At 69.3% G+C, this 22,839-nt stretch carries 23 protein-coding genes; 8 read left to right on the forward strand and 15 right to left on the reverse strand.

Annotated elements, in window-relative coordinates; all coding sequences use genetic code 11:
• Positions 1 to 16: 16 nt before the first annotated feature.
• The 5 genes from D8I30_RS00335 to astB all read left to right on the forward strand — a co-directional run bounded on the left by D8I30_RS00335 (position 17) and on the right by astB (position 5,620).
• Positions 17 to 1,273 (forward strand): hydrolase, encoded by a 1,257-nt coding sequence (locus D8I30_RS00335; protein WP_121480956.1) that lies wholly within the window; start codon positions 17 to 19, stop codon positions 1,271 to 1,273.
• 4 nt (positions 1,274 to 1,277) lie between these two features.
• The gene (locus D8I30_RS00340) at positions 1,278 to 2,285 is read left to right on the forward strand and encodes an arginine N-succinyltransferase (protein WP_121480957.1); all 1,008 of its coding nucleotides are present in this window, start codon (positions 1,278 to 1,280) and stop codon (positions 2,283 to 2,285) included.
• A 217-nt stretch (positions 2,286 to 2,502) separates the two neighbouring features.
• Positions 2,503 to 3,921 (forward strand): succinylglutamate-semialdehyde dehydrogenase, encoded by a 1,419-nt coding sequence (gene astD, locus D8I30_RS00345; RefSeq protein WP_121480958.1) that lies wholly within the window; start codon positions 2,503 to 2,505, stop codon positions 3,919 to 3,921.
• Complete coding sequence (locus D8I30_RS00350; protein WP_121480959.1) at positions 3,918 to 4,289, forward strand: hypothetical protein; 372 nt, start codon at positions 3,918 to 3,920, stop codon at positions 4,287 to 4,289. Before astD ends, D8I30_RS00350 begins: the two co-directional genes overlap by 4 nt.
• Positions 4,286 to 5,620 carry an N-succinylarginine dihydrolase gene (gene astB / locus D8I30_RS00355; RefSeq protein WP_121480960.1) on the forward strand — a complete coding sequence of 445 codons (1,335 nt, stop codon included), beginning with the start codon at positions 4,286 to 4,288 and terminating at the stop codon, positions 5,618 to 5,620. The genes D8I30_RS00350 and astB overlap by 4 nt, the downstream gene beginning before the upstream one ends.
• Before the next feature lie 351 nt (positions 5,621 to 5,971).
• On the opposite strand, the gene phhA is transcribed toward astB, so the two are convergent.
• The gene (gene phhA, locus D8I30_RS00360) at positions 5,972 to 6,847 is read right to left on the reverse strand and encodes a phenylalanine 4-monooxygenase (RefSeq protein ID WP_121480961.1); all 876 of its coding nucleotides are present in this window, start codon (positions 6,845 to 6,847) and stop codon (positions 5,972 to 5,974) included.
• Positions 6,848 to 6,919: 72 nt separating this feature from the next.
• Complete coding sequence (hspQ, locus tag D8I30_RS00365) at positions 6,920 to 7,234, reverse strand: heat shock protein HspQ (protein WP_121480962.1); 315 nt, start codon at positions 7,232 to 7,234, stop codon at positions 6,920 to 6,922.
• Positions 7,235 to 7,411: 177 nt separating this feature from the next.
• On the opposite strand from hspQ, the gene D8I30_RS00370 reads away from it, so the two are divergent.
• The gene (locus tag D8I30_RS00370; RefSeq protein ID WP_121480963.1) at positions 7,412 to 8,515 is read left to right on the forward strand and encodes a Ppx/GppA phosphatase family protein; all 1,104 of its coding nucleotides are present in this window, start codon (positions 7,412 to 7,414) and stop codon (positions 8,513 to 8,515) included.
• Between the two features lie 34 nt (positions 8,516 to 8,549).
• On the opposite strand, the gene D8I30_RS00375 is transcribed toward D8I30_RS00370, so the two are convergent.
• From D8I30_RS00375 to gyrA, 5 genes are read right to left on the reverse strand one after another with little or no spacing between them, the layout of a single operon-like run.
• The gene (locus tag D8I30_RS00375; RefSeq protein WP_121480964.1) at positions 8,550 to 9,431 is read right to left on the reverse strand and encodes a peptidylprolyl isomerase; all 882 of its coding nucleotides are present in this window, start codon (positions 9,429 to 9,431) and stop codon (positions 8,550 to 8,552) included.
• A 32-nt stretch (positions 9,432 to 9,463) separates the two neighbouring features.
• A complete protein-coding gene (locus D8I30_RS00380; protein ID WP_162938910.1) occupies positions 9,464 to 10,285 on the reverse strand; it encodes a peptidylprolyl isomerase in 822 nt (273 codons plus the stop codon).
• A gap of 26 nt (positions 10,286 to 10,311) precedes the next feature.
• The gene (gene coaD, locus D8I30_RS00385) at positions 10,312 to 10,797 is read right to left on the reverse strand and encodes a pantetheine-phosphate adenylyltransferase (protein WP_121480966.1); all 486 of its coding nucleotides are present in this window, start codon (positions 10,795 to 10,797) and stop codon (positions 10,312 to 10,314) included.
• Positions 10,798 to 10,851: 54 nt separating this feature from the next.
• Positions 10,852 to 11,655 carry an aminotransferase class IV gene (locus tag D8I30_RS00390; protein ID WP_121480967.1) on the reverse strand — a complete coding sequence of 268 codons (804 nt, stop codon included), beginning with the start codon at positions 11,653 to 11,655 and terminating at the stop codon, positions 10,852 to 10,854.
• Positions 11,656 to 11,661: 6 nt separating this feature from the next.
• A complete protein-coding gene (gene gyrA / locus D8I30_RS00395) occupies positions 11,662 to 14,427 on the reverse strand; it encodes a DNA gyrase subunit A (RefSeq protein WP_121480968.1) in 2,766 nt (921 codons plus the stop codon).
• Between the two features lie 249 nt (positions 14,428 to 14,676).
• Between gyrA and D8I30_RS00400 the strand changes: the two genes are divergently transcribed.
• Entirely contained in the window at positions 14,677 to 15,162 is a 486-nt protein-coding gene (locus D8I30_RS00400; protein WP_430805162.1) for a superoxide dismutase family protein, read from the forward strand.
• A gap of 12 nt (positions 15,163 to 15,174) precedes the next feature.
• On the opposite strand, the gene D8I30_RS00405 is transcribed toward D8I30_RS00400, so the two are convergent.
• Positions 15,175 to 16,119 carry a DMT family transporter gene (locus D8I30_RS00405; protein ID WP_121480970.1) on the reverse strand — a complete coding sequence of 315 codons (945 nt, stop codon included), beginning with the start codon at positions 16,117 to 16,119 and terminating at the stop codon, positions 15,175 to 15,177.
• 82 nt (positions 16,120 to 16,201) lie between these two features.
• On the opposite strand from D8I30_RS00405, the gene D8I30_RS00410 reads away from it, so the two are divergent.
• Positions 16,202 to 16,771 carry a nucleoside 2-deoxyribosyltransferase domain-containing protein gene (locus D8I30_RS00410; protein WP_121480971.1) on the forward strand — a complete coding sequence of 190 codons (570 nt, stop codon included), beginning with the start codon at positions 16,202 to 16,204 and terminating at the stop codon, positions 16,769 to 16,771.
• A gap of 160 nt (positions 16,772 to 16,931) precedes the next feature.
• Here D8I30_RS00410 and D8I30_RS14600 read toward each other — a convergent pair whose 3' ends face one another.
• The 7 genes from D8I30_RS14600 to D8I30_RS00445 all read right to left on the reverse strand — a co-directional run bounded on the left by D8I30_RS14600 (position 16,932) and on the right by D8I30_RS00445 (position 22,781).
• Positions 16,932 to 17,138, reverse strand: coding sequence for a DUF2269 family protein (locus tag D8I30_RS14600; protein WP_240387266.1), 207 nt, complete (start codon positions 17,136 to 17,138; stop codon positions 16,932 to 16,934).
• Positions 17,135 to 17,836 carry an NAD(P)H-binding protein gene (locus D8I30_RS00420; protein WP_205570729.1) on the reverse strand — a complete coding sequence of 234 codons (702 nt, stop codon included), beginning with the start codon at positions 17,834 to 17,836 and terminating at the stop codon, positions 17,135 to 17,137. The genes D8I30_RS14600 and D8I30_RS00420 overlap by 4 nt, the downstream gene beginning before the upstream one ends.
• A gap of 10 nt (positions 17,837 to 17,846) precedes the next feature.
• Positions 17,847 to 18,296: a thiol-disulfide oxidoreductase DCC family protein gene (locus D8I30_RS00425; RefSeq protein WP_121480972.1), complete on the reverse strand. Its 450-nt coding sequence runs from the start codon at positions 18,294 to 18,296 to the stop codon at positions 17,847 to 17,849.
• Positions 18,297 to 18,318: 22 nt separating this feature from the next.
• Entirely contained in the window at positions 18,319 to 18,813 is a 495-nt protein-coding gene (gene ssb, locus D8I30_RS00430) for a single-stranded DNA-binding protein (protein ID WP_121480973.1), read from the reverse strand.
• 92 nt (positions 18,814 to 18,905) lie between these two features.
• The gene (locus D8I30_RS00435) at positions 18,906 to 19,325 is read right to left on the reverse strand and encodes a hypothetical protein (protein ID WP_121480974.1); all 420 of its coding nucleotides are present in this window, start codon (positions 19,323 to 19,325) and stop codon (positions 18,906 to 18,908) included.
• A gap of 5 nt (positions 19,326 to 19,330) precedes the next feature.
• Entirely contained in the window at positions 19,331 to 19,999 is a 669-nt protein-coding gene (locus D8I30_RS00440) for a hypothetical protein (protein WP_121480975.1), read from the reverse strand.
• A 79-nt stretch (positions 20,000 to 20,078) separates the two neighbouring features.
• Positions 20,079 to 22,781 (reverse strand): transcriptional regulator, encoded by a 2,703-nt coding sequence (locus D8I30_RS00445; RefSeq protein ID WP_121480976.1) that lies wholly within the window; start codon positions 22,779 to 22,781, stop codon positions 20,079 to 20,081.
• Positions 22,782 to 22,839 lie beyond the last annotated feature (58 nt).

The raw sequence follows: 22,839 nt of genomic DNA on the forward strand, positions 1-22,839 counted from the left end.
GTTTAGGGTTTCAGCCATGCGGATCGACCCTCACGACCACGCCGTCCTGGATCATGTCGCGGCCCAAGGCGACGCCATCGTCCAACGGGCGGTGGACTGGTCCAACCTCAACTCAGGCAGCCGCCACGCCCAAGGGCTGGCGCGGGTTCTGGATGTGCTGGAGACGACGGCGCGCGCCGCGTTCAGCCAGACCGCGGTCGAGCGCTTGCCGACGCAAGGGTCGACCACCGTCGCCGACAGCGGCGCGGTGATCCCCGAGAGCTACGCCGACTGTCTGAAGATCACCGCCCGGCCCGAGGCGCCGATCCAGGTCGTCCTGACCGGCCACTACGACACCGTCTTCCCCGCCGACAGCGCCTTCCAGACCGTCGTGAGCCGCGCCGACGGCGCCCTGAACGGCCCCGGCATCGCCGACATGAAGGGCGGGATCAGCGTCATGATGGCCGCGCTGGAAGCCTTCGAGACGCACCCGGACAAGGCCCGCGTCGGCTGGACCGTGCTGCTGTCCCCCGACGAAGAGATCGGCTCGCCCGCTTCGGCGCCCCTGCTGGCGGAACTGGGCGCGCGGGGCCATGTGGGCCTGACCTATGAGCCCGCCCTTTCCGACGGAACCCTGGCGGGCGAGCGCAAGGGCAGCGGCAACTTCCACCTGATCGTCACCGGCAAGGCCGCCCACGCGGGCCGCGCCTTCCACGAGGGCGCCAACGCCGTCGCCGGCGCCGCCATCATCGCCGCCCGCCTGCACGCCCTGAACGGCCAGCGCGAGGGCGTCACCGTCAATGTCGCCAAGATCGCCGGCGGCGGCCCGCTGAACGTCGTGGCCGACAACGCTGTCGTGCGCTTCAACGTGCGCGTGCCGGACGCCCAGAGCGCGACGTGGATCGACGAGACGGTGCGCGCCCTCGCCGCCGAGCCGCCCTTCCCCGGCCTGACGCTGGACCTGCACGGCGGCATGACCCGGGCGCCCAAGCCGATGGACGCATCGCAGACGGCCCTGTTCCACGCCGTGCGCGACGCAGGCGAACTGCTGGGCCAGACCATCGCCTGGAAACCCTCGGGCGGCGTCTGCGAGGGCAACAACCTGCACGCCGCGGGCCTGCCCAACGTCGACACCCTGGGCGTCGTCGGCGGCGACATTCATTCGGATCAGGAGTTCGCCTGGCCCTCCAGCTTCGTCGAGCGCGCCCAGTTGTCAGCCCTGATCCTGTGCAAGATCGCCTCGGGCGAGATCGACGCCCTCAAACTGAAACAGCTCCGACTGGAGACGATGTAACCGCATGCTCGTTGTTCGCCCCGCCGGTCCCGCCGACCTCCATCACCTGCTCGAACTGGCCATCCTGTCGGGCCCCGGCTTCACAAGCCTGCCCGAGGACGCCGATGTCCTGAGCGAGCGGCTGGAACTCAGCAAGGCCAGCTTTGAAGGCAAGGTCGCGCCCGAAGAGGCCTGGTACACCCTGATGCTGGAAGACGGCGACACGGGCGATGTCGACGGCATCGGCTCGGTCAAGGCGACGGTTGGGCTGAAGCGGCCCTTCTTCAGCTTCCGCGTGGTCAACAACACCGTCCAGTCGCCGTCGCTGAACGTGAAGCTGAACCATCAGACGCTGGTGCTGGTCAACGAATGCACCGGCTGGACCGAGGTCGGCTCCCTGTTCCTCAAGGCCGACCGGCGCAAGGGCGGCGCCGGGCGCCTGCTCAGCCAGTCGCGCTATATGCTGATCGGCGCCCAGCCGGACCTGTTCGCCGACAATGTGTTGGCCGAACTGCGCGGCGTCTTCACCCCCGACGGCTACTGCCCGTTCTGGGATCACGTGGCGCACAAATTCTTCCCGATGGACTTTGACGACGCCGACCGCATGACCGGCTCGACCGACAAGCAGTTCATCCTCGACCTGGCCCCGCGCCACCCCATCTACATCGACTTGCTGCCCGAACCGGCCCGCGCCGTGATCGGCAAGGTCCACCCGCAGGGCGTGCCCGCCATGGCCCTGCTGGAAAGCGAGGGCTTCCGCCCCAACGGCCTGATCGACATCTTCGACGCCGGTCCGACCGTGGCCTGCGGCCGCGACAATATCCGCACCGTCCGCGACGCCCGCGCCCTGACCGCCCGCATCGAGACGGAGGTCGAGGTCGACCTGCCCTCCCTGGTCTCGACCGACAGCGTCGCCGCCTTCCGCGCCGTCCGCGCCCGCGTCCTGATCGACGGCGACCAGGCCCGCATGACTCCCGACGTCGCCGCCGCCCTTAAGATCAAGGACGGCGCCACGGTACGGGTGAAGTCGTGATACCCGCGCTCAAGCAGCCGCAGGCGATAGCGCACAAGAATGTCCTTCTCCCCTCGTGGGAGAAGGTGGCCTGCGAAGCAGGTCGGATGAGGGGTGTCGCCGCGACGTCCACCCTTTATCCTGGCGACAGCGCCGCCCTGTCAGACGTCGCCGCAACCCCTCATCCGGTCGCTGCCGCGACCACCTTCTCCCACAAGGGGAGAAGGGGAGAAAACGCATGACCCACTTCACCTCCACCAACCCCGCCACCGGCGAAACCGTCTGGGAGGGCGAAGCCGCCTCCGCCGAACAGGTCGGCGCCGCCGTCGAAGCCGCCCGCGCCGCCTTCCCCGACTGGGCCGACCGCCCGCGTCAGGACCGCATCGACGCGGTGAAACGCTATCAGGCCATCCTGAAAGAGCGCGCGCCCGAAATCGCCGAGACCATCGCCAGGGAAACCGGCAAGGCCCTGTGGGAGACCAAGGCCGAAGCCGCCGCCATGCAGGGCAAGGTCGACATCTCCATCCGCGCCTATGACGAGCGCACCGGCGAGCGCAGCAGCGACACCGCCTTCGGCCGCGCCGTCCTGCGGCACCGCCCGCACGGCGTCTCGGCTGTGCTCGGCCCGTTCAACTTCCCCGGCCACCTGCCCAACGGCCACATCGTCCCGGCCCTGCTGGCGGGCGATACGGTCGTGTTCAAGCCGTCCGAGGAAACGCCCCTGACCGGCCAGCTGATGGCCGAATGCCTTGAGGCCGCCGACCTGCCGACCGGCGTGTTCAACATGGTGCAGGGCGGGCGCGACACCGGCGCGGCCCTGCTGGATCAGCCGATCGACGCCCTGATGTTCACCGGCTCGGGCGCGGCGGGCGCCCACTTCCGGCGCAAGTTCGCCGACGATCCCCACGTCATCCTGGCGCTGGAGCTGGGCGGCAACAACCCGCTGGTCGTCTGGGACGCCGCCGACGCCGAAGCTGTCGCCGGCATCGTGGTCCAGTCCGCCTTCGTCACCACCGGCCAGCGCTGCTCCTGCGCGCGCCGCCTGATCGTGCCGGAAGGCGCGCAGGGCGACGCCATCGTCGAGGCCGTCGCCGCCCTGTCGGATCGCCTGAACTTCGCCCCGTGGGACAGCGACCCTGAGCCCTACGCCGGCCCTCTGATCTCGGAAAAGGCCGCCAGCAACGCTCTGGCCGCCCTGCAACAGCGCATCGACGCGGGCGCTCGCGTGATCCGCGCCTCAGGCCCCGTCGACAACCTGCCGGGCGCCTTCGTGAAGCCTGCGATCATCGACGTCACCGGCGTCACGGTCGAGGACGAGGAAATGTTCGCCCCCTTCCTGCAGGTGCTTCGCGTCCCGAGCTTTGACGCCGCCATCGCCGCCGCCAACGCCACCAAGTACGGCCTGTCCGCGGGTCTGGTCAGCGATGAGGCGAAGAACTGGGACCGCTTCATCAACCGCATCCGCGCCGGCGTGGTGAACTTCAACCGCCCGACCACGGGGGCGGCGGGCGACATGCCTTTCGGCGGCCTCGGCGCCAGCGGCAACCACCGCCCCAGCGCCTGGTACGCCGCCGACTACTGCGCCTACCCGGTCGCCAGCTTCGAGGCCGGTTCGGTCAAGAACATCGAAAGCGAGATCAAGGGCTTGCGGGGATGATCACCGACTGGCGCGGAGATCGTCGGATAGGTCCTCCTCCGCTGATCCAGCGGCTGGATATCTATTGGAAGCTCCCGCTCATCGCTTTCGTCGGTACTGCGTTACTCGTGCCCTTCATATTGCTGGTGAAGTTCGGTTGGCCTCCGGCGCTTGAGCCTCGCCGACTTGTCTTCATGTGGTGTGCGATGTTCACGCTAATGATGGTGGTCGTCAGTGAAGCTATTTGGCGCAATGGGCTATGGCGGGAACTCGCCGGGCTCATCGTCGTCACTGCAACCATTGTCACCGTCGTGTGGCTTTTCGCCTTACCTGTGGCGGCCGCCATCGGGCTGAGCCCGCCAGTAATGATCATCCCGGTGAGTTCATGACCCACGCCATCGAAGCCAACGCCGACGGCCTGATCGGGCCGACGCACTCCTACGCGGGGCTGTCGCCCGGCAACCTCGCCTCCAGCCTGAACAAGGGCCAAGCGTCGAACCCGGGCGCGGCCGTGCTGCAGGGCCTCGACAAGATGAAGACCCTGGCCGACCTGGGCCTGCCCCAGTTCGTCCTGCCCCCGCACGAGCGGCCGAACATCCCCTTCCTGCGCGACCTCGGCTTTGCGGGCTCCGACGCCCAGGTGCTGGAGCGGGCGTGGAAGGACGCGCCCTCCTTCGCCGCCGCCGCCTGTTCCGCCTCGCCCATGTGGGCCGCCAACGCCGCCACGGTGACGCCCAGCGCCGACGCCGCCGACGGCCGCGTCCACTTCACCCCCGCCAACCTGATCACCAACCTGCACCGCAGCCTGGAGCATGATCAGACGAAGCGCGCGCTGGACGCCCTCTTCCCCGACGCCAGCCGGTTCGCCGTCCACGACGCCCTGCCCTCCGTCGCCCACCTCGCCGACGAAGGCGCCGCCAACCACGTCCGCCTGTGCCGCGATCACGGCGAGGCGGGCGTCAATCTGATGGTTTGGGGCCGCGAGGCCTGGGAGCATTGGGACGGCCCCTACCCCGCCCGCCAGACGCGCGAGGCGTCCGAGGCGATCATGCGCCGCCACGCCGCGTCCGGCGCCGTCCTGGCCCGTCAGGGCAAGGCCGCCATCGCCGGCGGAACCTTCCACAACGACGTGGTCTGCGTCGGCGCCCTGGACACCCTCTTCTTCCACGAGCTGGCCTTCGAAGATACGAACGGAACCAAGGCCGCCATCCGCGCCGCCGCCGACGGCCGCTTCGAGCCGCAGTTCGTCGAGGTTTCGGCCGCCGACCTGCCGCTGGCCGACGCCATCAGCTCCTACCTGTTCAACTCCATGCTGATCCGGGTTCCGGGCCAGGACCGCCTGACCCTGATCTGTCCGACCGAGACGCGCGACAACCCGCGCAGCCATGCGGTGGCGCAGAGCCTCGCCGCCTCCAACGGCCCGATCGGCCATGTCGAATACGTCGACGTGCGCCAGTCGATGCGCAACGGCGGCGGCCCGGCCTGCCTGCGCCTGCGCGTCGTCCTGACCGAAGCCGAACTGGCGGCGACCAACCCGGCCATGCGCCTGACCGACGCCCTGCACGTCCGTCTCAGCGACTGGGGCCGCCGCTGGTATCGCGACCGCCTGACCGCCCGCGACCTGGCCGATCCCAGCCTGCTCGACGAGACGCGCGGCGCCCTGGACGAGCTGACGCAGATCCTGAACCTGGGCGGCGGCTTCTACCCGTTCCAGCGCTGACGCCCTCCATCTCCCTTCTCCCCTTGTGGGAGAAGGTGGCCCGCGCAGCGGGTCGGATGAGGGGTCTTGCGACAGTAGATGAAGCGGATGATCGGTGAGGGACGGCGCAACCCCTCATCCGTCAGGCTTACGCCTGACACCTTCTCCCACAAGGGGAGAAGGAAGACGCCAGGGCATCGCCAAACATCCTAATCCGACGCCTCTATCCCTGAAAAACATGGGGTTTGCGGGCGTCCGGAACGCTTTTGCGCGCCCGCCCTTCGTCGCGCGCCATCATCGCCTCCCAGCCAGCGCCACGAAGGAGATTTCAGACGATTCAGACGAATTGGACTCTGTTTTTCCGAGAGCCGCTCAGGCGGCGAACCGCCCGCCCTTGGCGGCGTAGGCCTGCGTCCCGCGCGTGAAGACGTGATCGGTCGGCAGGATGGTCTCGATCGGCAAGTCCTCGGCCCCCTTCAGCCGCTCGTAGATCGGGCCGAAGTCCTGCAGCGTCTCGCGCTTCAGCTGCTCGATGCTGTCGATGACGAAATAGACCTGCTGGAAGTCGTCGATGCGATAGAGGGTCTTCATCACCCGCTCCAGGTCGAAGCCCAGGCGGTTCGGCGAGGCGTCCTCAAGGCTAAAGACGCTCTCGGTCGCCGACGACACGATGCCCGCGCCGTAGATGCGAAGGCCGCCCGCCTCCTGCATCAGGCCGAACTCGACCGTGTACCAGTAGAGCCGCGCCAGGTTCTGCAGCATCCCCAGCGACGCCGCGCGCTGCCCGCCCTTGCCATAGGCCTCCATATAGGCGGCGAAGTCGGGATCGGTCAGCATCGGCACATGGCCGAACACGTCGTGGAAGATGTCCGGCTCCTGCAGATAGTCCAGTTGATCCGGCTTGCGGATGAACTGCCCCGAGACGAAGCGGCGGTTGGCCAGGTGGTCGAAGAAGACGTCGTCCGGCACCAGGCCGGGAACGCAGACCACGGTCCAGCCGGTCAGGGCCTGAAGCTTGGGGTTCATCACCTCGAAGTCGGGGATGCCGCCCATGTTCAGGTCAAGGGCGTCCAGCCCGCGCAGGAAGGCCTCGCAGGCCCGGCCCGGCAGGATCTTCATCTGCCGCGCATAGAGGGTGTTCCAGGTCTCGTGCTCGACTTCGGTATAGGCCCCCCAATTCTGGGGAATGGTCCAGTCGGCGGCGGCGCCTTCCGGCGGCTGCTCGAAAACGTGCTCGAAGTCGGACATGGGGACGCTCCTCTCGGCTCTACGGCCGTTTCGAGGCAGATTAGCGCGCCGTCTCGCCCGCGTCACGCACGGCTATTGCAACGTTTGAGAGCGGGGCGCGTGGCGGCCATGGGCATCGATGGTGAACCACTCCCGCTCGTCTTCGGGGGACAAGGGTTCGATCTCCGGCGTCGCGACAAGGACGTCCTCGGCTGCGTAGGCCATCACGCCGCCTTCGGTGTCCGCGATGAGGATGCGGTAGAAAGGCTGGTCGCTGACGACCACGCCCGTCTCTGCGGCCGAACCTGCGTATTGGGCGTCCACATCGAGAACCAGACCATGGAAGGCGTGGTCGCGATGCCGGACGATCTGTCCGAGGCCGAACCGGGCTGTGTGAACCTGGGTCATGACCGCAGCATAGGCCGGGCCGTCTGAAGCCCATGAGGATGCGCTGTTCATCCTCCGGTCATCAGGTCGGCCGTCAGGTCACGGCTTTGCAGATGACGGCTTGGCGCGACAGGGCGCGAGGGTTTACCTTGTCGGGGACGGGCGCCGCTTCGGACCGCCCACATGAGAACTCGGCCCATGCCGGAGACCCCTGGCGCGCCCGGACGGCGCGACACGCGGTCCCTGCCTCGAAGGCCCCGCAGCAGCGGGCATTTCGATCGGGACGCGCCCCTCTATGGCGCGCTCGACCTGGGGACCAACAATTGCCGCCTGCTGATCGCGCGCCCCGCGCGCGACGGCTTTCGCGTGGTCGATTCCTTCAGCCGCATCGTGCGCCTGGGCGAGAGTCTGTCGCGCACGGGCCGCCTGGACGACCGCGCGATGGACCGGGCCTATGACGCCCTGGCCCTGTGCGCCGAACGTCTGGTGCGCAAGGGGGTCGATCCCCAGCGCCTGACCGCCGTCGCCACCCAGGCCTGCCGCATGGCCGAGAACGGCCCCGCCTTCGTCGAGCGGGTGCGGCGCGGCACGGGCCTGCGCCTCACGATCATCGACCCGGCCGAAGAGGCCGCCCTGTCGGTCGCGGGCTGCCTCAACCTGTTCGACCCGCGCGCCGAGGCGGTGCTGGTCATCGACGTCGGCGGCGGCTCGACCGAGCTGTCCTGGCTGATGAAGGGCGCGCGCGGCTTCGACACCGTGGCCTGGATGTCGGCGCCGCTGGGTGTGGTCAGCCTGGCCGAGCGCCATCCCGAGCCCGAGGGCAGCCCGCCCGAGTGGTACGAGGCCATGGTCTCCGACTTCGGCGCCGCCATCGCCGCCGGGGGCCCCGGGGCCGCCGACTTCATGGCCCGCGTCCGCGACGGCCGTGGCCACATGGTCGGCACCTCGGGCGCCATCACCAGCCTGGCCGGCATTCACCTGGGCCTGAAACGCTATCAGCGCGACCTGGTCGACGGCCTGTGGATGACGCGTGGCGACTGCGAGAAGGCGGCCGACCGCCTGATCGCCCTGGGCCCCGCGGGCCGCGCGGCGGAAAGCTGCATCGGGCCTGACCGCGCCGACCTGGTGCTTGCCGGCGCGGCCATCCTGGAGGCGGTGCAGCGCGCCTGGCCGTGCGAGCGGGTGCGCGTCGCCGACCGCGGCCTGCGCGAAGGCCTGCTGCTGCGGAAGATGCGCGAGGACCGGCAGCAGAAGCCGCGTCGACGCAGGCGTCGCAAGCGTGGCGGCGGCGGCGGCGAATAACAGCCTTCTCCCCTTGTGGGAGAAGGATGCCGCGTCACTTCACCTCGACCGGCAGGTCGATGTCGCAAACCGAAAAGTCCGCGCCCCGCGCCGTTCGCGTCCTCTCAACCAGATCGCGGAACGGCGCGCTCGCCGTGCTCAGCACCCGCGCAACCGGCCGCTCCGCCTCGGCCATGTCGCCGGCCACACGCACACGCGTCATCCGGTCTGGCTCGGCGACGATGCCGTCCGGCTTGGGGCTGAACTTCAGGGCGCGGACCACGTCCAGGCCCGACACAACCCGGCCCCACACCGTGTAGCGCTTGTCCAGCGCCGGATAGGGCTGGCGCATCAGGAAGAACTGGCTGTTGGCGCTGTCGGGGGCCTCATCGCGCGCCATGCCGGCGACGCCGGGGCAGTACAGGCCCCAGGCATGGACCTTGCCGTCCGCCGTCGTGGCCATCACCGCGTCGGGCTGGGTCTGGACCGGCAGGGACTGGACGAAGCCGACCAGGGCGCCCGCCGGGGCGGCCACGGCGGCGAAGGGCGTCTGGGCGTCGCGGCGGAAGGTGAACTCGGCCTTGAGATCAGGGTGCCAGCTCTGGCCCTCGCCCGTGCCGAGCGGATCGCCGGTCTGGGCCATGAAGCCGTCGATGACCCGATGCCAGGGCACGCCGTCATAGAAGCCCGCCTTGGCCAGCAGGCGGATGCGGGCGACGTGGCCGGGCGCGGCCTCGGGCGTCATCTCCACCAGGACGCGGCCCTTGGTGGTGTCGATGACCAGCAGATTGTCGGGTGCCACGACGCGCCAGTCGCCGGCGGCGATCACCGGCGTGGCGTCGCTGGGCGCCGGGGCCTGCGCCCAGGCCACGGGCGCCGCGCAGGCGGCCGCCGCCAGAATAGCGGCTCCCGCCGCCCGAAGTCCTTGCCTCGTCATGCCTCGCCCCTCCCCGGCGTGGTTAGCGGCGTTCAGCCTCCCTGGACGGGCGGCTGGACGTCGCAGATGTTGAAGGTCGCGCCCTTCTCGGCCCGAGCGGCCTCGACGGCGGCGTTGAACGGCGCCGAGCCGGGCACGGCCACGCGCACGGTCGGCCGCTCGGCCTCCGGCAGGGCCGAGGCCAGGCGCACGCGGGTCATGGCGTCGGCGTCGGGACCGACAGCGCCGTCGTTGGCGTCATTGCCGGCCTTGAGCGCGTGCACCACGTCCAGGCCCTGCACCACCCGGCCGAAGACCGTGTAGCCGCCGTTCAGATTGTCATTGCGGCCGGTCATCAGGAAGAACTGGCTGTTGGCGCTGTCGGGCGAACCGGCGCGCGCCATGCCCGCGACACCCGGGCAGAACAGGCCCTGGGCCGAGGTCTTCAGGTCGGCGGTAACGTACATCTGGGCGTCGGGCTGGGTGACGATGGGGATGGAGCCCATGATCCCGCGCAGGCCCGCGCCACTGTTGTCGACCGGGGCGAAGCCGCTGTCGCGGCCGCGACGGAAGGTGAACTCCCCCTTCAGGTCCGGCAATTCGCTGCCGCCCGCGCCAGTGCCCTGCGGGTCGCCGGTCTGGGCCATGAAGTTCGGGATGACGCGGTGGAACTTCAGCCCATCATAGAAACCCTGGCCCGTCAGGGCGCGGATGCGCTCGACGTGGGTGGGCGCCGCGCGCGGCTCCAGCTCGACCAGGACGCGGCCCTTGGCCGTGTCGATCACCCAGAGGTTCTCCGGCGCCACCGTGCGCCACTCGTTCGACTGAGCCGCAGCTCCGCCGGCCAGCAGGGCGGCGGCCGCCGCCAGCGCCATCACAGACTTGATCTTCAAACCCGACCTCAACCCTTCTTGACCTTGGCCAACACGCTCGCGGCGACCGCCGGGCTGACGAAGCTGTCGATCCGGCCGTCGAGCCGCGCGATTTCCTTCACCAGCCGCGAGGCGATGGCCTGGTGCCGCGGATCGGCCATCAGAAACACCGTCTCTATGTCGCTGTTGAGGCGCTGATTCATCGCCGTCATCTGGAACTCATACTCGAAATCCGCGACGGCGCGCAGTCCGCGCACGATGACGTTGGCGTTCAGGTCCTCGGCGAAATGCATCAGCAGGCTGGAGAAGGGCCTGACCTCGATGTCGGCGTTGAAGCGCGCCACCTCGGCCTTGATCATCTCGACCCGCTCGGCGGTGGAGAAGAGCGGACCCTTCTCGTCGTTCTGGGCCACGCCGATGACCAGGCGATCGACCAGCTTCACCGCCCGCCCGATGATGTCGAGGTGGCCGTTGGTGACCGGATCGAAGGTGCCCGGATAAAGTCCGATACGCATGGCCAGCGGCCTCCCCGTCGTTTGGGCCCGTTTAGCAGGTGCGAAATGAACGGCCTAGATTTTCTGACACGGCTGTGAACGCCAAAGATCGCCGATCCGCTGCACGGCGGCCGCGCCGGGCGGAAAGACATGCCCGTCGATGGCGGCGATCGCGGCGGCAGGCGTGGCGCTGTTGCACAGGAAGGCGGCGTCGAAGCGCGACAGGTCCGAAAGACGCACGACCTCGGTCCGCTGCGGCGATCCCGCGCGGTCCAGGGCGTCGCGGATCAGGGCCTGGGCCACGCCGTCCAGCATGGGCGCGTCGGGCCAGACCACCGTCTCGCCCGCGATGAAGCCGATGTTCCACAGCGAGCCTTCGGAAATCCGCCCCTGCCCGTCCGTGAACAGGGCGTCGTCGAAGCCCGCCAGCCGCGCCGTGCGCCGCGCCCGCAGCAGGCCCATCGTCGCGACGTGCTTCAGGTGCAGCGCCTCGCGCTCATGGACCTGGCTTTGCAGGCGCACCCCGTGCGGCAGAGGCGGCGTCGGCGGCGACACGCTGATCATCACCTGCGGGACGCCGATCCAGTCGGGACGGCGCAGGGTCAGTTCGCTGGAGAACAGGCTAACCCGCAGCCAGGCGTCCCAACGCCCGGCCAGGGCCGTCCGCATCAGCTCGCGCAGGCGGTCTTCGTCAACGGCCTCGCCGAAGAGTTCGACCGCCGAGCGATTGAGGCGGTCCAGATGCCGGTCCAGCCCTCGCACCCCTCCCGCCTCCACGCCGAAGGAGGTCAGGGCGCCGTAGTTGACCAGGGCCTGACGGCCCAGGTCTTCGACCGTGGCGGGCCGGCCGTCGATCCAGAGCTCAGGAACGACGGCCATGCGGGATCAGGCCTCGCCGCCCTCGCTCGTCGGGGCCTCGCCCGCGTCGCCGTCTTCATCGTCCCCGCCGGAGTCGGCCAGGCGCTCGACCGAGACGACCTTCTCGTCCTTGCCGGTGCGGAAGATGGTCACGCCCTGGCTGGCGCGGCCGACGATGCGGACCTGACCGACCGGGGTGCGGATCATCTGGCCGCCGTCGGTGACCAGCATCAGGTCGTCGCTTTCCTCGACCGGGAAGGCGGCGGCCAGGCGCGTGCCTGCACGACCGCCCAGGCCGTGGGCCGTCAGCCCCTGCCCGCCGCGGCCGGTGCGGCGATACTCATAGGCCGAGGACCGCTTGCCGAAGCCGGTCTCCGTGACCGTCAGGATGAACTGCTCGGCCGCGCCCAGTTCGGCGATGCGCTCGACCGACAGGACGGCGTCGCCAGTGGCCTCGTCGTCCGCGTCCGGGGTCTCGACCTCGTCGCCGTCGCCCGCCGCCTTGCGCATGGCGTTGGCGTGCTTGACGTAGGCGGCGCGTTCTTCCGGCGAGGCGTCCACGCGGCCCAGGACCGCCATGGAGATGACCTCGTCCCCGTCCTGCAGGCGGATGCCGCGCACGCCGGTGGAGTCGCGGCCCTTGAACACGCGCACGTCGTCGGCCTTGAACCGGATGGCCCGGCCAAGGGCGGTCGTCAGCAGGACGTCATCCTCGGCGGTGCACAGGCCGACGCCGACCATGCGATCGTCGTCTTCCAGCTTCATGGCGATCTTGCCCGCGCGGTTCACCGTGGCGAAGTCGCTGAGCTTGTTACGGCGCACGTCGCCCGACTTGGTGGCGAACATGATGTCGTAGTCGCCCCAGGTCGCCTCGTCCTCGGGCAGGGGCAGCACGTTCATGATGCTGTCGCCCGGCTCGATCGGCAGCAGGTTGACGAAGGCCTTGCCGCGCGACTGCGGATTGCCCAGCGGCAGTCGCCACGTCTTGAGCTTATAGGCCTTGCCGTTGGTGGCGAAGAACAGCACCGGCGTGTGGGTCGAGGCGCTGAACACGCCGGTGATGGCGTCCTCGTCCTTCATCGACATGCCGCTGCGGCCCTTGCCGCCGCGATGCTGGGTCCGATAGGCGTTCAGCGCTACGCGCTTGACGTAGCCCGAGTGGGTGACGGTGACGACCATGTCCTCGCGCGGGATCAGGTCTTCGTCCTCCATCTCGGCGTCGCCCTCGCCGATAAGGGTGCGGCGGTCCACGCCGAACTGATCCTTCACCAGCAGCAGGTCTTCGCGGATGATGGCCAGGACGTTCTTGCGGTCCGACAGGATGGTCAGGTGGCCCTGGATGGTGTCGGCCAGGCTGCGCGCCTCACCGAAGATGTCGTCGCGGCCCAGGCCGGTCAGGCGCGACAGCGTCAGGGCCAGGATGGCGCGGGCCTGTTCGTCGGTCAGGCGGATCTTGTCGCCCTCGACCAGCACGGTGCGCGGATCGGCGATCAGTTCGACCAGGGCCATCATGTCCCCGACCGGCCAGGCCTTGCCCTGCAGCCGTTCGCGCGCCTCAGCCGGGTCGGCCGAACTGCGGATGATGTGGATCACCTCGTCGATATTGGCGACGGCGACGGCCAGGCCGACCAGGACGTGGCCGCGGTCGCGAGCCTTGGCCAGCTCGAACTTGACGCGGCGGACCACCACCTCCTCGCGGAACTCGAGGAAGGCCTCCAACAGGGCGCGCAGGCCCATCTGCTCGGGCCGGCCGTGGTTCAGCGCCAGCATGTTGACGCCGAACGAGGATTGCAGCGCCGTATAGCGATACAGCTGGTTCAGGATCACGTCGCCCGAGGCGTCGCGCTTGAGCTCGATGACGATGCGCATGCCCGCACGGTCCGACTCGTCGCGGACGTCGGCGATGCCTTCCAGACGCTTCTCGCGCACCATTTCGGCGATGCGCTCGATCAGGGTCTGCTTGTTCACCTGATAGGGCAGTTCGGTGATGATGATGGCGTCGCGATCCTTGCGGATCTCTTCGACCGACGCCTTGCCGCGCACGATGACCGAGCCGCGCCCGTCGCGCAGGGCGTTGCGCGGGGCCGTGCGGCCCATGATCTCGCCGCCCGTGGGGAAGTCCGGCCCCGGCACGATGTCCAGCAGGGCCTCGTCCGACACGTTCGGATCGTCCAGCAGGGCGAGCGATGCGTCGATCACTTCGCGCAGGTTGTGCGGCGGGATGTTGGTGGCCATGCCGACGGCGATGCCGCCCGCGCCGTTGACCAGCAGGTTCGGAATCCGCGCCGGCAGGACGACAGGCTCCAGTTCCTTCTCGTCGTAGTTCGGCTGGAAGTCGACCGTGTCCTTGTCGATGTCGGTCAGCAAGGCCACGGCGGCCGGGGCCATCTTGGCCTCGGTGTATCGCATCGAGGCCGGCATATCGCCGTCGACCGAGCCGAAGTTGCCCTGGCCGTCGACCAGCATCAGCCCCATGGAGAAGTCCTGGGCCATGCGGACCAGGGCCATGTAGACCGAGGCGTCGCCGTGCGGGTGGAAGCGGCCCAGCACGTCGCCGACCACGCGGGCGCACTTCGAGTACGACCGCTCGGGCGTCATGTTCAGATCGTGCATCGAATAGAGGATGCGCCGGTGCACCGGCTTCAGACCGTCGCGCGCGTCCGGCAGGGCCCGGCTGACGATCACGCTCATGGCGTAGTCGAGGTAGGAGCGTTTCAGCTCATCCTCGATGGTGATGGTCGAAATATCGCCCGGCGCCGAAGGGGCGGCGTTTTGGTAGCTGTCGTCGGTCAAGGAAATCAGGCTTTAAATGGCCGGAATCGGAACGTGATCCGCTGTTCCGGTTTCTAGCATCCGGGGGCCGTGGTGGCAAAGAAACGCCGCTGAAATCCCCATGCCGAAATGGACAGGAAAGCCATGCGTTTAACCACTTCGACCCTGATCACCTCCAGCGCTCTCGCCCTGGCGCTCGTCGCCGGGGCGGCCTCGGCCCAGCAGCACGAGGGCCACGCCGCCCACACGCCGGACCAGCACGCCGCCCACATGGCCATGATGCGCGCCACGCCGGGCCAGACGACCCAGGCCGCCATCATCAACGGCCAGGGCGCCGCCATCGGTCAGGCGACCCTGACGCAAGGCTCGACTGGCCTGCTGATCAAGGTCGAGGCCTCGGGCCTGACGCCCGGCTGGCACGGCATCCACATCCACGCCACGGGCCAATGCGAGTCGCCTTTCACCTCGGCCGGGGCCCACATCAACCACGGCGATCCCAAGAAGCCCCACGGCCTGCTGAACGCCGAAGGGCCGGATGACGGCGACCTGCCGAACGTCTTCGCCGACGCTACCGGAGCCGTACACGCCGAGGTCTTCACCAGCCACGCCCGTCTGTCCCAGAACGGCCCCGGCCAGTGGCTGCTGGACGCCGACGGCTCGGCCCTGGTGATCCACGCCAACGCCGACGACCACTCCAGCCAGCCGATCGGCGGCGCCGGTGAGCGCGTGGCCTGCGCTGTGATCAAGGCGCCGTAAGCGATTGAAGGATCAGGCCTTGGCGGCGCCCGCGCGCAAGCCGCGCTCCGCCAGGGCCACCGTCGCCACCCCGGCCATTGCGATGGCCACGCCGCTCAGGATTTGCGGCGTCAGCACGTCGCCCATGAACAGGCCGCCGATCAGGATCGACACCACCGGCGAGCCCAGCAGATAGGGCGTCACCCGCCCGGCCTCGCGCCGCTGCACCAACCAGAAGACCAGGCTGGTCGCGAACACCGAAGAAATCAGCCCCGCCCAGACCAGCGTGCCCCAGACCAGAGGCGTCGCCGCCTTGGCTGCCTCCCACTGCCCCGTCTCGAACACGGCCGACCCCAGGGTCAGGACCGGCAGGGCCATCAGAGCCAGAAGCCCCTGCATCTTCAGCGGCGGGATGGAGGTCGTCCGTCGCGCGATCACCGTCACCAGGGCCCAGGCCGAAGCCCCCGTCGCTCCCACCAGGATGGCCTTCCAGTCCTGCAAGGCATGAGCGTCCAGCGTCATCCACGCGACGCCCAGGAAGGCGATGACCAGGCCGGCCACCGCCCCCTTCGACAGCCGCTCGCCCAGCATGAGGAATGCGAACAGCGACGTCAGCGGAATCCACAGCTGGGTCGAGACCGTCACCGGACTGACGTCATGGGCCAGCCAGAAGGCCAGATAGATCAGGCCGTAGTGGATCGGACCGCCCACCAGGGCGATGATCAGCAGGCTCTTCCAGTTCGGAAACGGCGGCCGCACGAACCAGACCAGGCAGGCGGCGGCGATGGCGAAGCGCAGCGCCCCCGTCATCAGCGGCGGCAAGATTTCGGTCGCGACCTTGGCGGCGGCGTTGTTCACGCCCCAGATGACCAACACGGCCACAATGGCGGCGATTTCGAGCGGCGTCAGCGATTGCGAGGATCTGGACACGCCCCAATGCTTGCCACAAGGCGCGACGATTGGCCTCTCACGAAGCATGACCACAGGTTACCCTGACACGGCCCCTGCCCCGCCATGCCGAAACGGCTATAGAACGCCCGCCGCCGCACGGAGCCCCGCCATGAAGATGTCCGCCGTCCTGTTCGCCCTGGCCGCCCTGGCCCCCGGCCTCGCTGTCGTCGGACCCGCCGCCGCAGGGCCGACGGTCGTGGTCTCGCCCCAGCCCCTGCCGATCGACAGCGCCCGGCCGCGAGTCTTCCTGGGCGGCAGCATCGACATGGGCGGCGCGCCCGACTGGCAGGCGGCGCTGACGGCGGCGCTGGGCGACATGGACGTCACCATCCTGAATCCGCGCCGTCCGGACTGGAACCCCGCCTGGCGTCCCGAGGCCGACGAGCCCGAGTTCCGCCGCCAGGTCGAGTGGGAGCTGGCTGCGCTGGAAAGCGCCGACGTCATCGTCATGTATTTCGCGCCCGGCACGCAGAGCCCGATCAGCCTGTTGGAAATGGGCCTGCACGCACGCGGCGGAAAGCTGATCGTGCTGGCGCCCGAGGGCTTCTGGCGCAAGGGCAATGTCGACATCACCGCCCGCGTCTATGGCGTGCGCCAGGTGCAGGCCATGGACGAACTGACCGCCGCCGTCCGCCAGGCCCTGAGCAACGCCGCCGCGAAGGGCCGCTTCGCCCGCTAGAAGACGGGCTTGGCCACCATCAGCCAGTAGATGGCGATGACCCCGGCGAAGGCGGGCCAGCCCAGGACGAACTAGCCCCGGAACAGGCGGTGATAGGCGGGCGGCAGCGCCTCGCCCGCATCCGCCGCCGCCTGGGCCAGGCGCGTCATCTTCATCTGCATCACACCACCGTCAGCCAGCAGGCGCCGATCAGCACATAGAGGGCGTAGGCCGCCAGCAGCCACGGCTCGGTCAGGGCGTAACCCTGCAGGTGGATCAGGCCCAGGCCGCTGATCGGCTGGACCACCACGGCTGTCGCCGTGAAGACGAAGTCGGCCAGCACCACCATCTTGCCCACCGCCGCAATGGTCGCGATGTTGCGGCTCATGTGGGCGCGCAGCATGAAGAAGGCGATGCCCGCCCCCGTGCCATGCTGACCGCCTCCGGCCCCGGCATGTCGAAGGTTTCCCGCACCGGCGCGCCCGGCTTCAGGGCGGCCACAACCGCCTCGCCCAGATCGGCCAGGGCGACAGGACGGAACACCTGATCGCCGCCCACCACCGGACTGAACAGCGGAAAGGCCGCCAGCGCCCGGATCAGGCCGGTCCCGCCGAACGCCGCCCGGTCCACTACCAGCGAAGGACGCAGGATCAGCCAGTGCAGGTCGGCGGCGCGGACCAGCCGCTCGGTCTCGGCCTTGGTGCGGGCGTAGGCCGTGCCCGCCGCCTCGTCGGCGCCCACGGCGGAAATATGGATCAGGCGGCGCACGCCCGCCCGCTCGCACGCCTGGATCAGGGCGCGCGGCCCCACGACGTGAGCCAGCGACGTGCTGTCCCCGGCGCCATCCTGCAGCACACCGACGCAGTTCACCACGGCGTCGACGCCGTTCAGCAGCGGCGCCCACGCTTCCGGCGTCGTCAGGCGGGCGAAGTCAGCCTTGACCCAGTCGAAGGCGGGCGCCCGGCGCGCGGCCTCGAACGGCCTCCGCGCCCCAGCCCGAACCGTCCAGCCCGCGACCGACAGGGCCGCCGCCAGATGCGATCCGATGAAGCCGTTGGCCCCCAGGACCAGAACCCGTCCGCTCATGATCGCCGCATCACCCCAGCACCCGGTCCGTCATGTCCACGCCGTCGGGCGGCAGGGCGCACCAGGCCTGGCCCGGAAAGCGCCGTCGATGACGTGCGACCCAATCATAGAGGGCGTCCCGCAGCGGCCGCGGAACCAGGCGTCCCGCCGTCGCCAGGCGATAGGGAAACGGCAGGGTCGCGGCCAGATGCAGCACCCCGTCCGAGCGGCCGATGGCGCGCCCATTCTCGATCACCAGCATGGTCGAGGGATCGTCAGGCGACAGGCCGTAGTGCCGCAGCAGGGCCCGACCCAGTTCCGACTGCGTCGGCGCCAGACGGAACCTCGGCCCGTGCTTCAGCAGGGTGCGCGCGGAGTGGGAGCACAGGGCGCAGTCGCCGTCGAACAGGACCAGCGGCCGGTCGTCCGCAAAGGACGGCACGGCCGGGTCGTCGCGATAGCTGTAGGCCCCCTGCCCCACGCCGCGCTCGTTCGCGTCGAACTTAGAACGGAATGTCGTCGTTCAGGTCGTAGCTTTCCTTCGGGCCCGAGGGCTTGTTGGCGCCGCCGGTCGAGAAGCCCGAGGAGTAGTCGTCGTCGCGGCCGCCGCGGTCACCGCCGCCCATGCCGCCGCCCTGGCTGTCGCCGCGGCCGCCCAGCATGGTCAACTGGCCGTTGAAGCGCTGGATGACGATCTCGGTCGTGTATTTCTCGACGCCCTGCTGATCGGTCCACTTGCGCGTCTGCAGCGCGCCTTCGACGTAAACGGTCGAGCCCTTCTTCAGATAGTTCTCGGCCACCTTGACGATGTTGTCGTTGAAGATGACCACCGAGTGCCACTCGGTCTTTTCCTTGCGCTCGCCCGTCGCCTTGTCGCGCCACGTCTCCGAGGTGGCGATGCGCAGGTTGGCGACGCGGTCGCCGTTGTTCAACGAGCGGATTTCCGGGTCCCGCCCCAGATTGCCGACCAGAATGACCTTGTTGACGCTGCCCGCCATGACCGATGTCCTTTTATTTGTCTTGTCGTCCGTCCCTTAACCGAGACCGACGAAATGTTCCAGTTTTGTTCGCTCCACAAAGGGAGGCGGATTTAGTTGGGCGCCACGGCGACGGGGCGCCCGTCGATTTCCCGCTGGATGGCGCCCGGAATGGCCAGACGGCCGTCGCCGGTGCGCGCCAGGGCGAAATAGCGCTGGCCTGTCAGGCTCTTGCCGAACTGAACACCTTCGCGATCAACGAAGATGAACTGCCCCTGATAGGCGCCGACCACCTCGCTCTTGCTGCCCCCCAGGCCGAGAAAGCGCAGGCGCATCTCTTCGAGCCGTGCAGCGCAGAACTCGATCTGCGGCTGGTCGCGGGCCACCACGTTGAACAGGGGCTTGCCGCTGGCGATCTCGCCCGCGTGATAGCAGACGCCCTCGTCCAGAGGCGCCTTGACCTGCTGGCTGTTGCAGGCGGCCAACCCCGTCGCGCCGAGCACGGCGACCAGTCCAATGATGGGGAAACGCATCGTCGTCACAGCTCCGGGAACTGACAGTTGCGGTCCTGTTGGGCCAGGGTGCGGAAGCGGCTGTTGTCGGTGGACTGCTCCACGCGACGCGGCACCAGGCGCAGGGTGGTGTCGCCCCAGCGGCCATAAAGGGCGTCGCCCGGCCGCACGCAGGTGCCAGCGTAGAGCGCCTGGACGCAAGCCCCAAGGCTCATGCCGCCAGACACCTGGCGCCATTCCGATCCCGTGTGACGCAGGCAGGCCGAGCCGGAGGCGGCGGGCGCGGGACGCGGGGCCTCGGCCGGGCTCGGCTGGCCGGCGGGGGCGACTTCGACCATGGCGACGGCGGGGGCCTCGGGCGGAGGAGCGAAGGAGGCCGTCGGAGCCGCCGCCAGGGCGCCCGTCGAATCCAGCCCCACATCCAGGGCGCTGGTGGCCACGCCGTTGCGTCTGGCGCAGTCGGCCAGGGTGGCTAGGCCGACGAACTGGCCATCAACGAAGCAGCGCAACTCACGCGTCGGCTCCAGCGTCGGCGCCTCGGCCACATCGATGGTCAGCCCGCCTTTGGACGCCGGCGGCGCCTCGACCGGACCGCCGCGCCCGCCGCTGAAGACCAGGGCGGCCGCCACCGCGCCGACGACGGCCAGGCCGGCGCCGACGATGAGGACCGTGCGATTGTCTTTGGAAAGGGCCATGCAGCTCTCAACGCTAACGAAGGCCCCACTAACCCCGTCCGCCCCACGGCCGTCAACCGAAAGCGCCGTCCGCCCCAGCTTAGCCTGTGAGTCGCGCCAAAGCCGCCTGATAGTTGGCCAACTGAGCCTTAAGATAGGCGGGCGCCTTGCCGGTGACGGGCGGCTTGGACGCCTCGGGCGACAGGGCGCGATAGGCGTCGCGCATGGCCTTGATCGCCAGCACGAGCTGATCCTTGGCCTTGGCGATGCCCTCGGCGCTCGACAGGTTGAGCGTGGCCGGCAGGTTCACGCCGAAGGTCTTCTTCTCGTCCGCCGTCTTGCCGATGAAGCCGGCTGACAGGCCCAGCCCCGCCAGAGCATCGCGGCCCGCCTCGCCGGGAATCAGCACCGCCCCGCCCCGCCCGTCGGCGCCGGTGATCGACAGGCGCTGGACCCCGCCGCTGGTCACGCGGGTGTCGCCGTCCATGCCGGTGACATAGTCCCGGTCGGTCTTGATCGTCACCTTGAGCTGGCGCCCGGATGCCAGTTCGATCTTGCGCGCCAGGGTTTGCAGGGTGTCCTTGGCCTCGATGGTCACGGCCGTCTGGCGCCCCGTCGCGGGGTTCTGCACATAGAAGCGATCGCCCGCGCGCAAGGCGGTGGCGTCCACCAGGGCCTTGGAATCCTTCTGGTCGATCTCGCCCTGGGGCAGACCCAGCCGGTCCAGGACGCTGGCGCCGCCGGACGACACCGTCAGGGCCAGCGGCTTGGCCTGATTATCCGCCGCCGCCCAGGTCTGGCTCCATTCGACCTGACCGGTCAGGGGATCCAGTCGCGCCAGATAGCCACGCGACGGAACATCCTCCTTGGCGCCCAGGGCGCGATCCGAGACGCCGGTCAGCCAGACCTTGCCGTCGTGCACCTTGACGTCGGCGGCGCTGTCGTCCCCCGCCCCGCCGTAATAGGTCAGCCGATCAGCGCCGGAAGCGGTGAGGTCAGTCGACAGGGCGGCGACGAAGGCGTCCATGCCGCCCGCATGGGCGTTGTTTACCTGGCCCGCGTCCAGGCCGCCGTTCCGCGTGGCGCCCGAGACGATCAACCGCCCGTTGGCCACCGCCAGGCCGGCGATCTCTCCGCCCCGGGCCGCCCCGAGATCGCGCGTGGCCAGGAGTTCGGGCGCGCCGCTGGGACCAATGCGAAAATGGCGGATGACGAAGGCGCCGTTCTCGACCCCCGCCGTATAGAGGTTGTCGCCGTCGACGGTCATGGCCTGGACGTTGTCGTCGCCGGCCGTGCCGAACTGGGTCGATCCCGTCGCCGTCGCCTTGATCGGGGCCAGGCTGTGAACCTGGCTCTCGCTGAAGGCCTGCACGTAGCCGTCCCAGCCGCCCACAACCGAGGCGCCCGGCATGGCCGACTTGGCCCGCCCCGCCACATAGACGCGCCCGTCAGCGTCGAAAGAAACGGCCGTGGCCTCGTCCTCGGCCTTGGCCCCGCGCCTATGGGTCCACTGCTCGCGGCCGTCGGCGTCGAAGACCGTGACGAAGCTGTCCGCCAGCGTCGTCGAGACGCCGGTTTCGCCTGGCGCCAGCCCGCCGACCACCGAACCCGCCACCGCCACGCGCCCGTCCGCATCCACGGCGATGGCGTAGCCGCTGGCCGTCGAGGCGGCGCCCAAGGCGCGGCTGACCACGACCTTGCCCGCCGAATCCAGCTTCATCAGGACGACGTCGGCCTGCCCCTTGATGGGCTGGGTCGACGATCCGGCGCTGACGTCGGCGACGACCCACATCGAGCCGTCCGGCCCGGCCGCGCTGGCCCGAACCGTTTCGACGCCTTCGGGCAGGCCGGAGACGCCGCTGCGTCCTTCGACCCAGAAGCGCTCTCCCGGTCCTGCGGCCGGATTGCCGTCGGGGTCGAACTTGAGCACCTCGTGCCCGCCCTTGGTCCCCGCGCCCTGCACCACCTGGACCGCGTCGCGGCTTTCCGCCGGAACGAAGCTGATCGTCTCGATCGACGTTCCGCTGACCGTCAAGCCCCAGCGCGTCGGCCCGGCCGGCAGGGTGATGGTCTTGTCGCCCACCTTAAGGGTGCGCGGCTCGCTCTCGATCTGCTGGCGATGAATGCGCGTCTCGACGCCCGCGGCCTCCAGTTTGCCGTTGATATGCCCCAGCACAGCGTCGAGCGTGCGCGGCGTCGCCCCCATCTCCGCCAGGTCGATGTCGACCGTCCGGGTTCCCAGGATCGTCTTGACCGAGATGCCGAAGCGCACGTCGCCCTGGAAGGCTGCGACTTCGTCCGCCAGGCCGCCTTCGTGAATCGGGCCCGTCATATATTTCGGATTGTCGCGCGCGACGGCCGCCGTGGTCTGGCGCTGCGTCGCCGAGGTTCCCTGCACGATGTTCACGCCCTCGAACTGGGCCGACGCCAGGAAATCCGTCACCTCGGTCAGGCCCACCGTGAAGCGGCGAGCCAACTGATCGGATTCCAGCCGGGTGAGGTTCCGCTCCGACGCCCGCATGACGATGGCCTCGAGCATGGACAGGCCCTGATACAGGGCGAAGATCTTGCGATAGTCCCCGGCCGACGCGCCTTTGACATCAAGGACAGCGCTGTTCTCGTTGACGAATTTCCGACCGCTCAGCGCCGTGCGGAGAAGCTCGGTCTGGCTGGGCTTTTCCTGGGCCGCCAGGTTCCAGGGCGCCGTGGGCTGGGTCTTGGGCTTGCGTGCGGACGGCAAGGCGCCGACGCCGCCCTCGGCGCCGAACAGACCAAGCAGATAGCTGTTATTGATCGCCGCCACCCAAACCTCCGCGAACCACCTTCGCCCGCCACGGTAACGAACTGTTTAACAGTCGCCC

The sequence above is a fragment of the Brevundimonas naejangsanensis genome, assembly GCF_003627995.1.
GTDB classification, from domain to species: Bacteria; Pseudomonadota; Alphaproteobacteria; order Caulobacterales; family Caulobacteraceae; genus Brevundimonas; species Brevundimonas naejangsanensis_B.

Excerpts from the sequence above, each read along its gene's own strand:
- astD (WP_121480958.1), top strand. The coding sequence starts at position 2,503 with ATGACCCACTTCACCTCCACCAACCCCGCCACCGGCGAAACCGTCTGG.
- D8I30_RS00405 (WP_121480970.1), bottom strand. The coding sequence starts at position 16,119 with ATGCTTCGTGAGAGGCCAATCGTCGCGCCTTGTGGCAAGCATTGGGGC.
- D8I30_RS00375 (WP_121480964.1), bottom strand. The coding sequence starts at position 9,431 with ATGACGAGGCAAGGACTTCGGGCGGCGGGAGCCGCTATTCTGGCGGCG.
- coaD (WP_121480966.1), bottom strand. The coding sequence starts at position 10,797 with ATGCGTATCGGACTTTATCCGGGCACCTTCGATCCGGTCACCAACGGC.
- phhA (WP_121480961.1), bottom strand. The coding sequence starts at position 6,847 with ATGTCCGACTTCGAGCACGTTTTCGAGCAGCCGCCGGAAGGCGCCGCC.
- D8I30_RS00440 (WP_121480975.1), bottom strand. The coding sequence starts at position 19,999 with ATGGCCCTTTCCAAAGACAATCGCACGGTCCTCATCGTCGGCGCCGGC.
- D8I30_RS00340 (WP_121480957.1), top strand. The coding sequence starts at position 1,278 with ATGCTCGTTGTTCGCCCCGCCGGTCCCGCCGACCTCCATCACCTGCTC.
- D8I30_RS00420 (WP_205570729.1), bottom strand. The coding sequence starts at position 17,836 with ATGAGCGGACGGGTTCTGGTCCTGGGGGCCAACGGCTTCATCGGATCG.
- D8I30_RS00370 (WP_121480963.1), top strand. The coding sequence starts at position 7,412 with ATGCCGGAGACCCCTGGCGCGCCCGGACGGCGCGACACGCGGTCCCTG.
- astB (WP_121480960.1), top strand. The coding sequence starts at position 4,286 with ATGACCCACGCCATCGAAGCCAACGCCGACGGCCTGATCGGGCCGACG.
- D8I30_RS00410 (WP_121480971.1), top strand. The coding sequence starts at position 16,202 with ATGAAGATGTCCGCCGTCCTGTTCGCCCTGGCCGCCCTGGCCCCCGGC.
- D8I30_RS00380 (WP_162938910.1), bottom strand. The coding sequence starts at position 10,285 with ATGGCGCTGGCGGCGGCCGCCGCCCTGCTGGCCGGCGGAGCTGCGGCT.
- hspQ (WP_121480962.1), bottom strand. The coding sequence starts at position 7,234 with ATGACCCAGGTTCACACAGCCCGGTTCGGCCTCGGACAGATCGTCCGG.
- D8I30_RS00350 (WP_121480959.1), top strand. The coding sequence starts at position 3,918 with ATGATCACCGACTGGCGCGGAGATCGTCGGATAGGTCCTCCTCCGCTG.
- D8I30_RS00435 (WP_121480974.1), bottom strand. The coding sequence starts at position 19,325 with ATGCGTTTCCCCATCATTGGACTGGTCGCCGTGCTCGGCGCGACGGGG.
- D8I30_RS14600 (WP_240387266.1), bottom strand. The coding sequence starts at position 17,138 with ATGAGCCGCAACATCGCGACCATTGCGGCGGTGGGCAAGATGGTGGTG.
- D8I30_RS00335 (WP_121480956.1), top strand. The coding sequence starts at position 17 with ATGCGGATCGACCCTCACGACCACGCCGTCCTGGATCATGTCGCGGCC.
- ssb (WP_121480973.1), bottom strand. The coding sequence starts at position 18,813 with ATGGCGGGCAGCGTCAACAAGGTCATTCTGGTCGGCAATCTGGGGCGG.
- D8I30_RS00400 (WP_430805162.1), top strand. The coding sequence starts at position 14,677 with ATGGCCATGATGCGCGCCACGCCGGGCCAGACGACCCAGGCCGCCATC.
- D8I30_RS00390 (WP_121480967.1), bottom strand. The coding sequence starts at position 11,655 with ATGGCCGTCGTTCCTGAGCTCTGGATCGACGGCCGGCCCGCCACGGTC.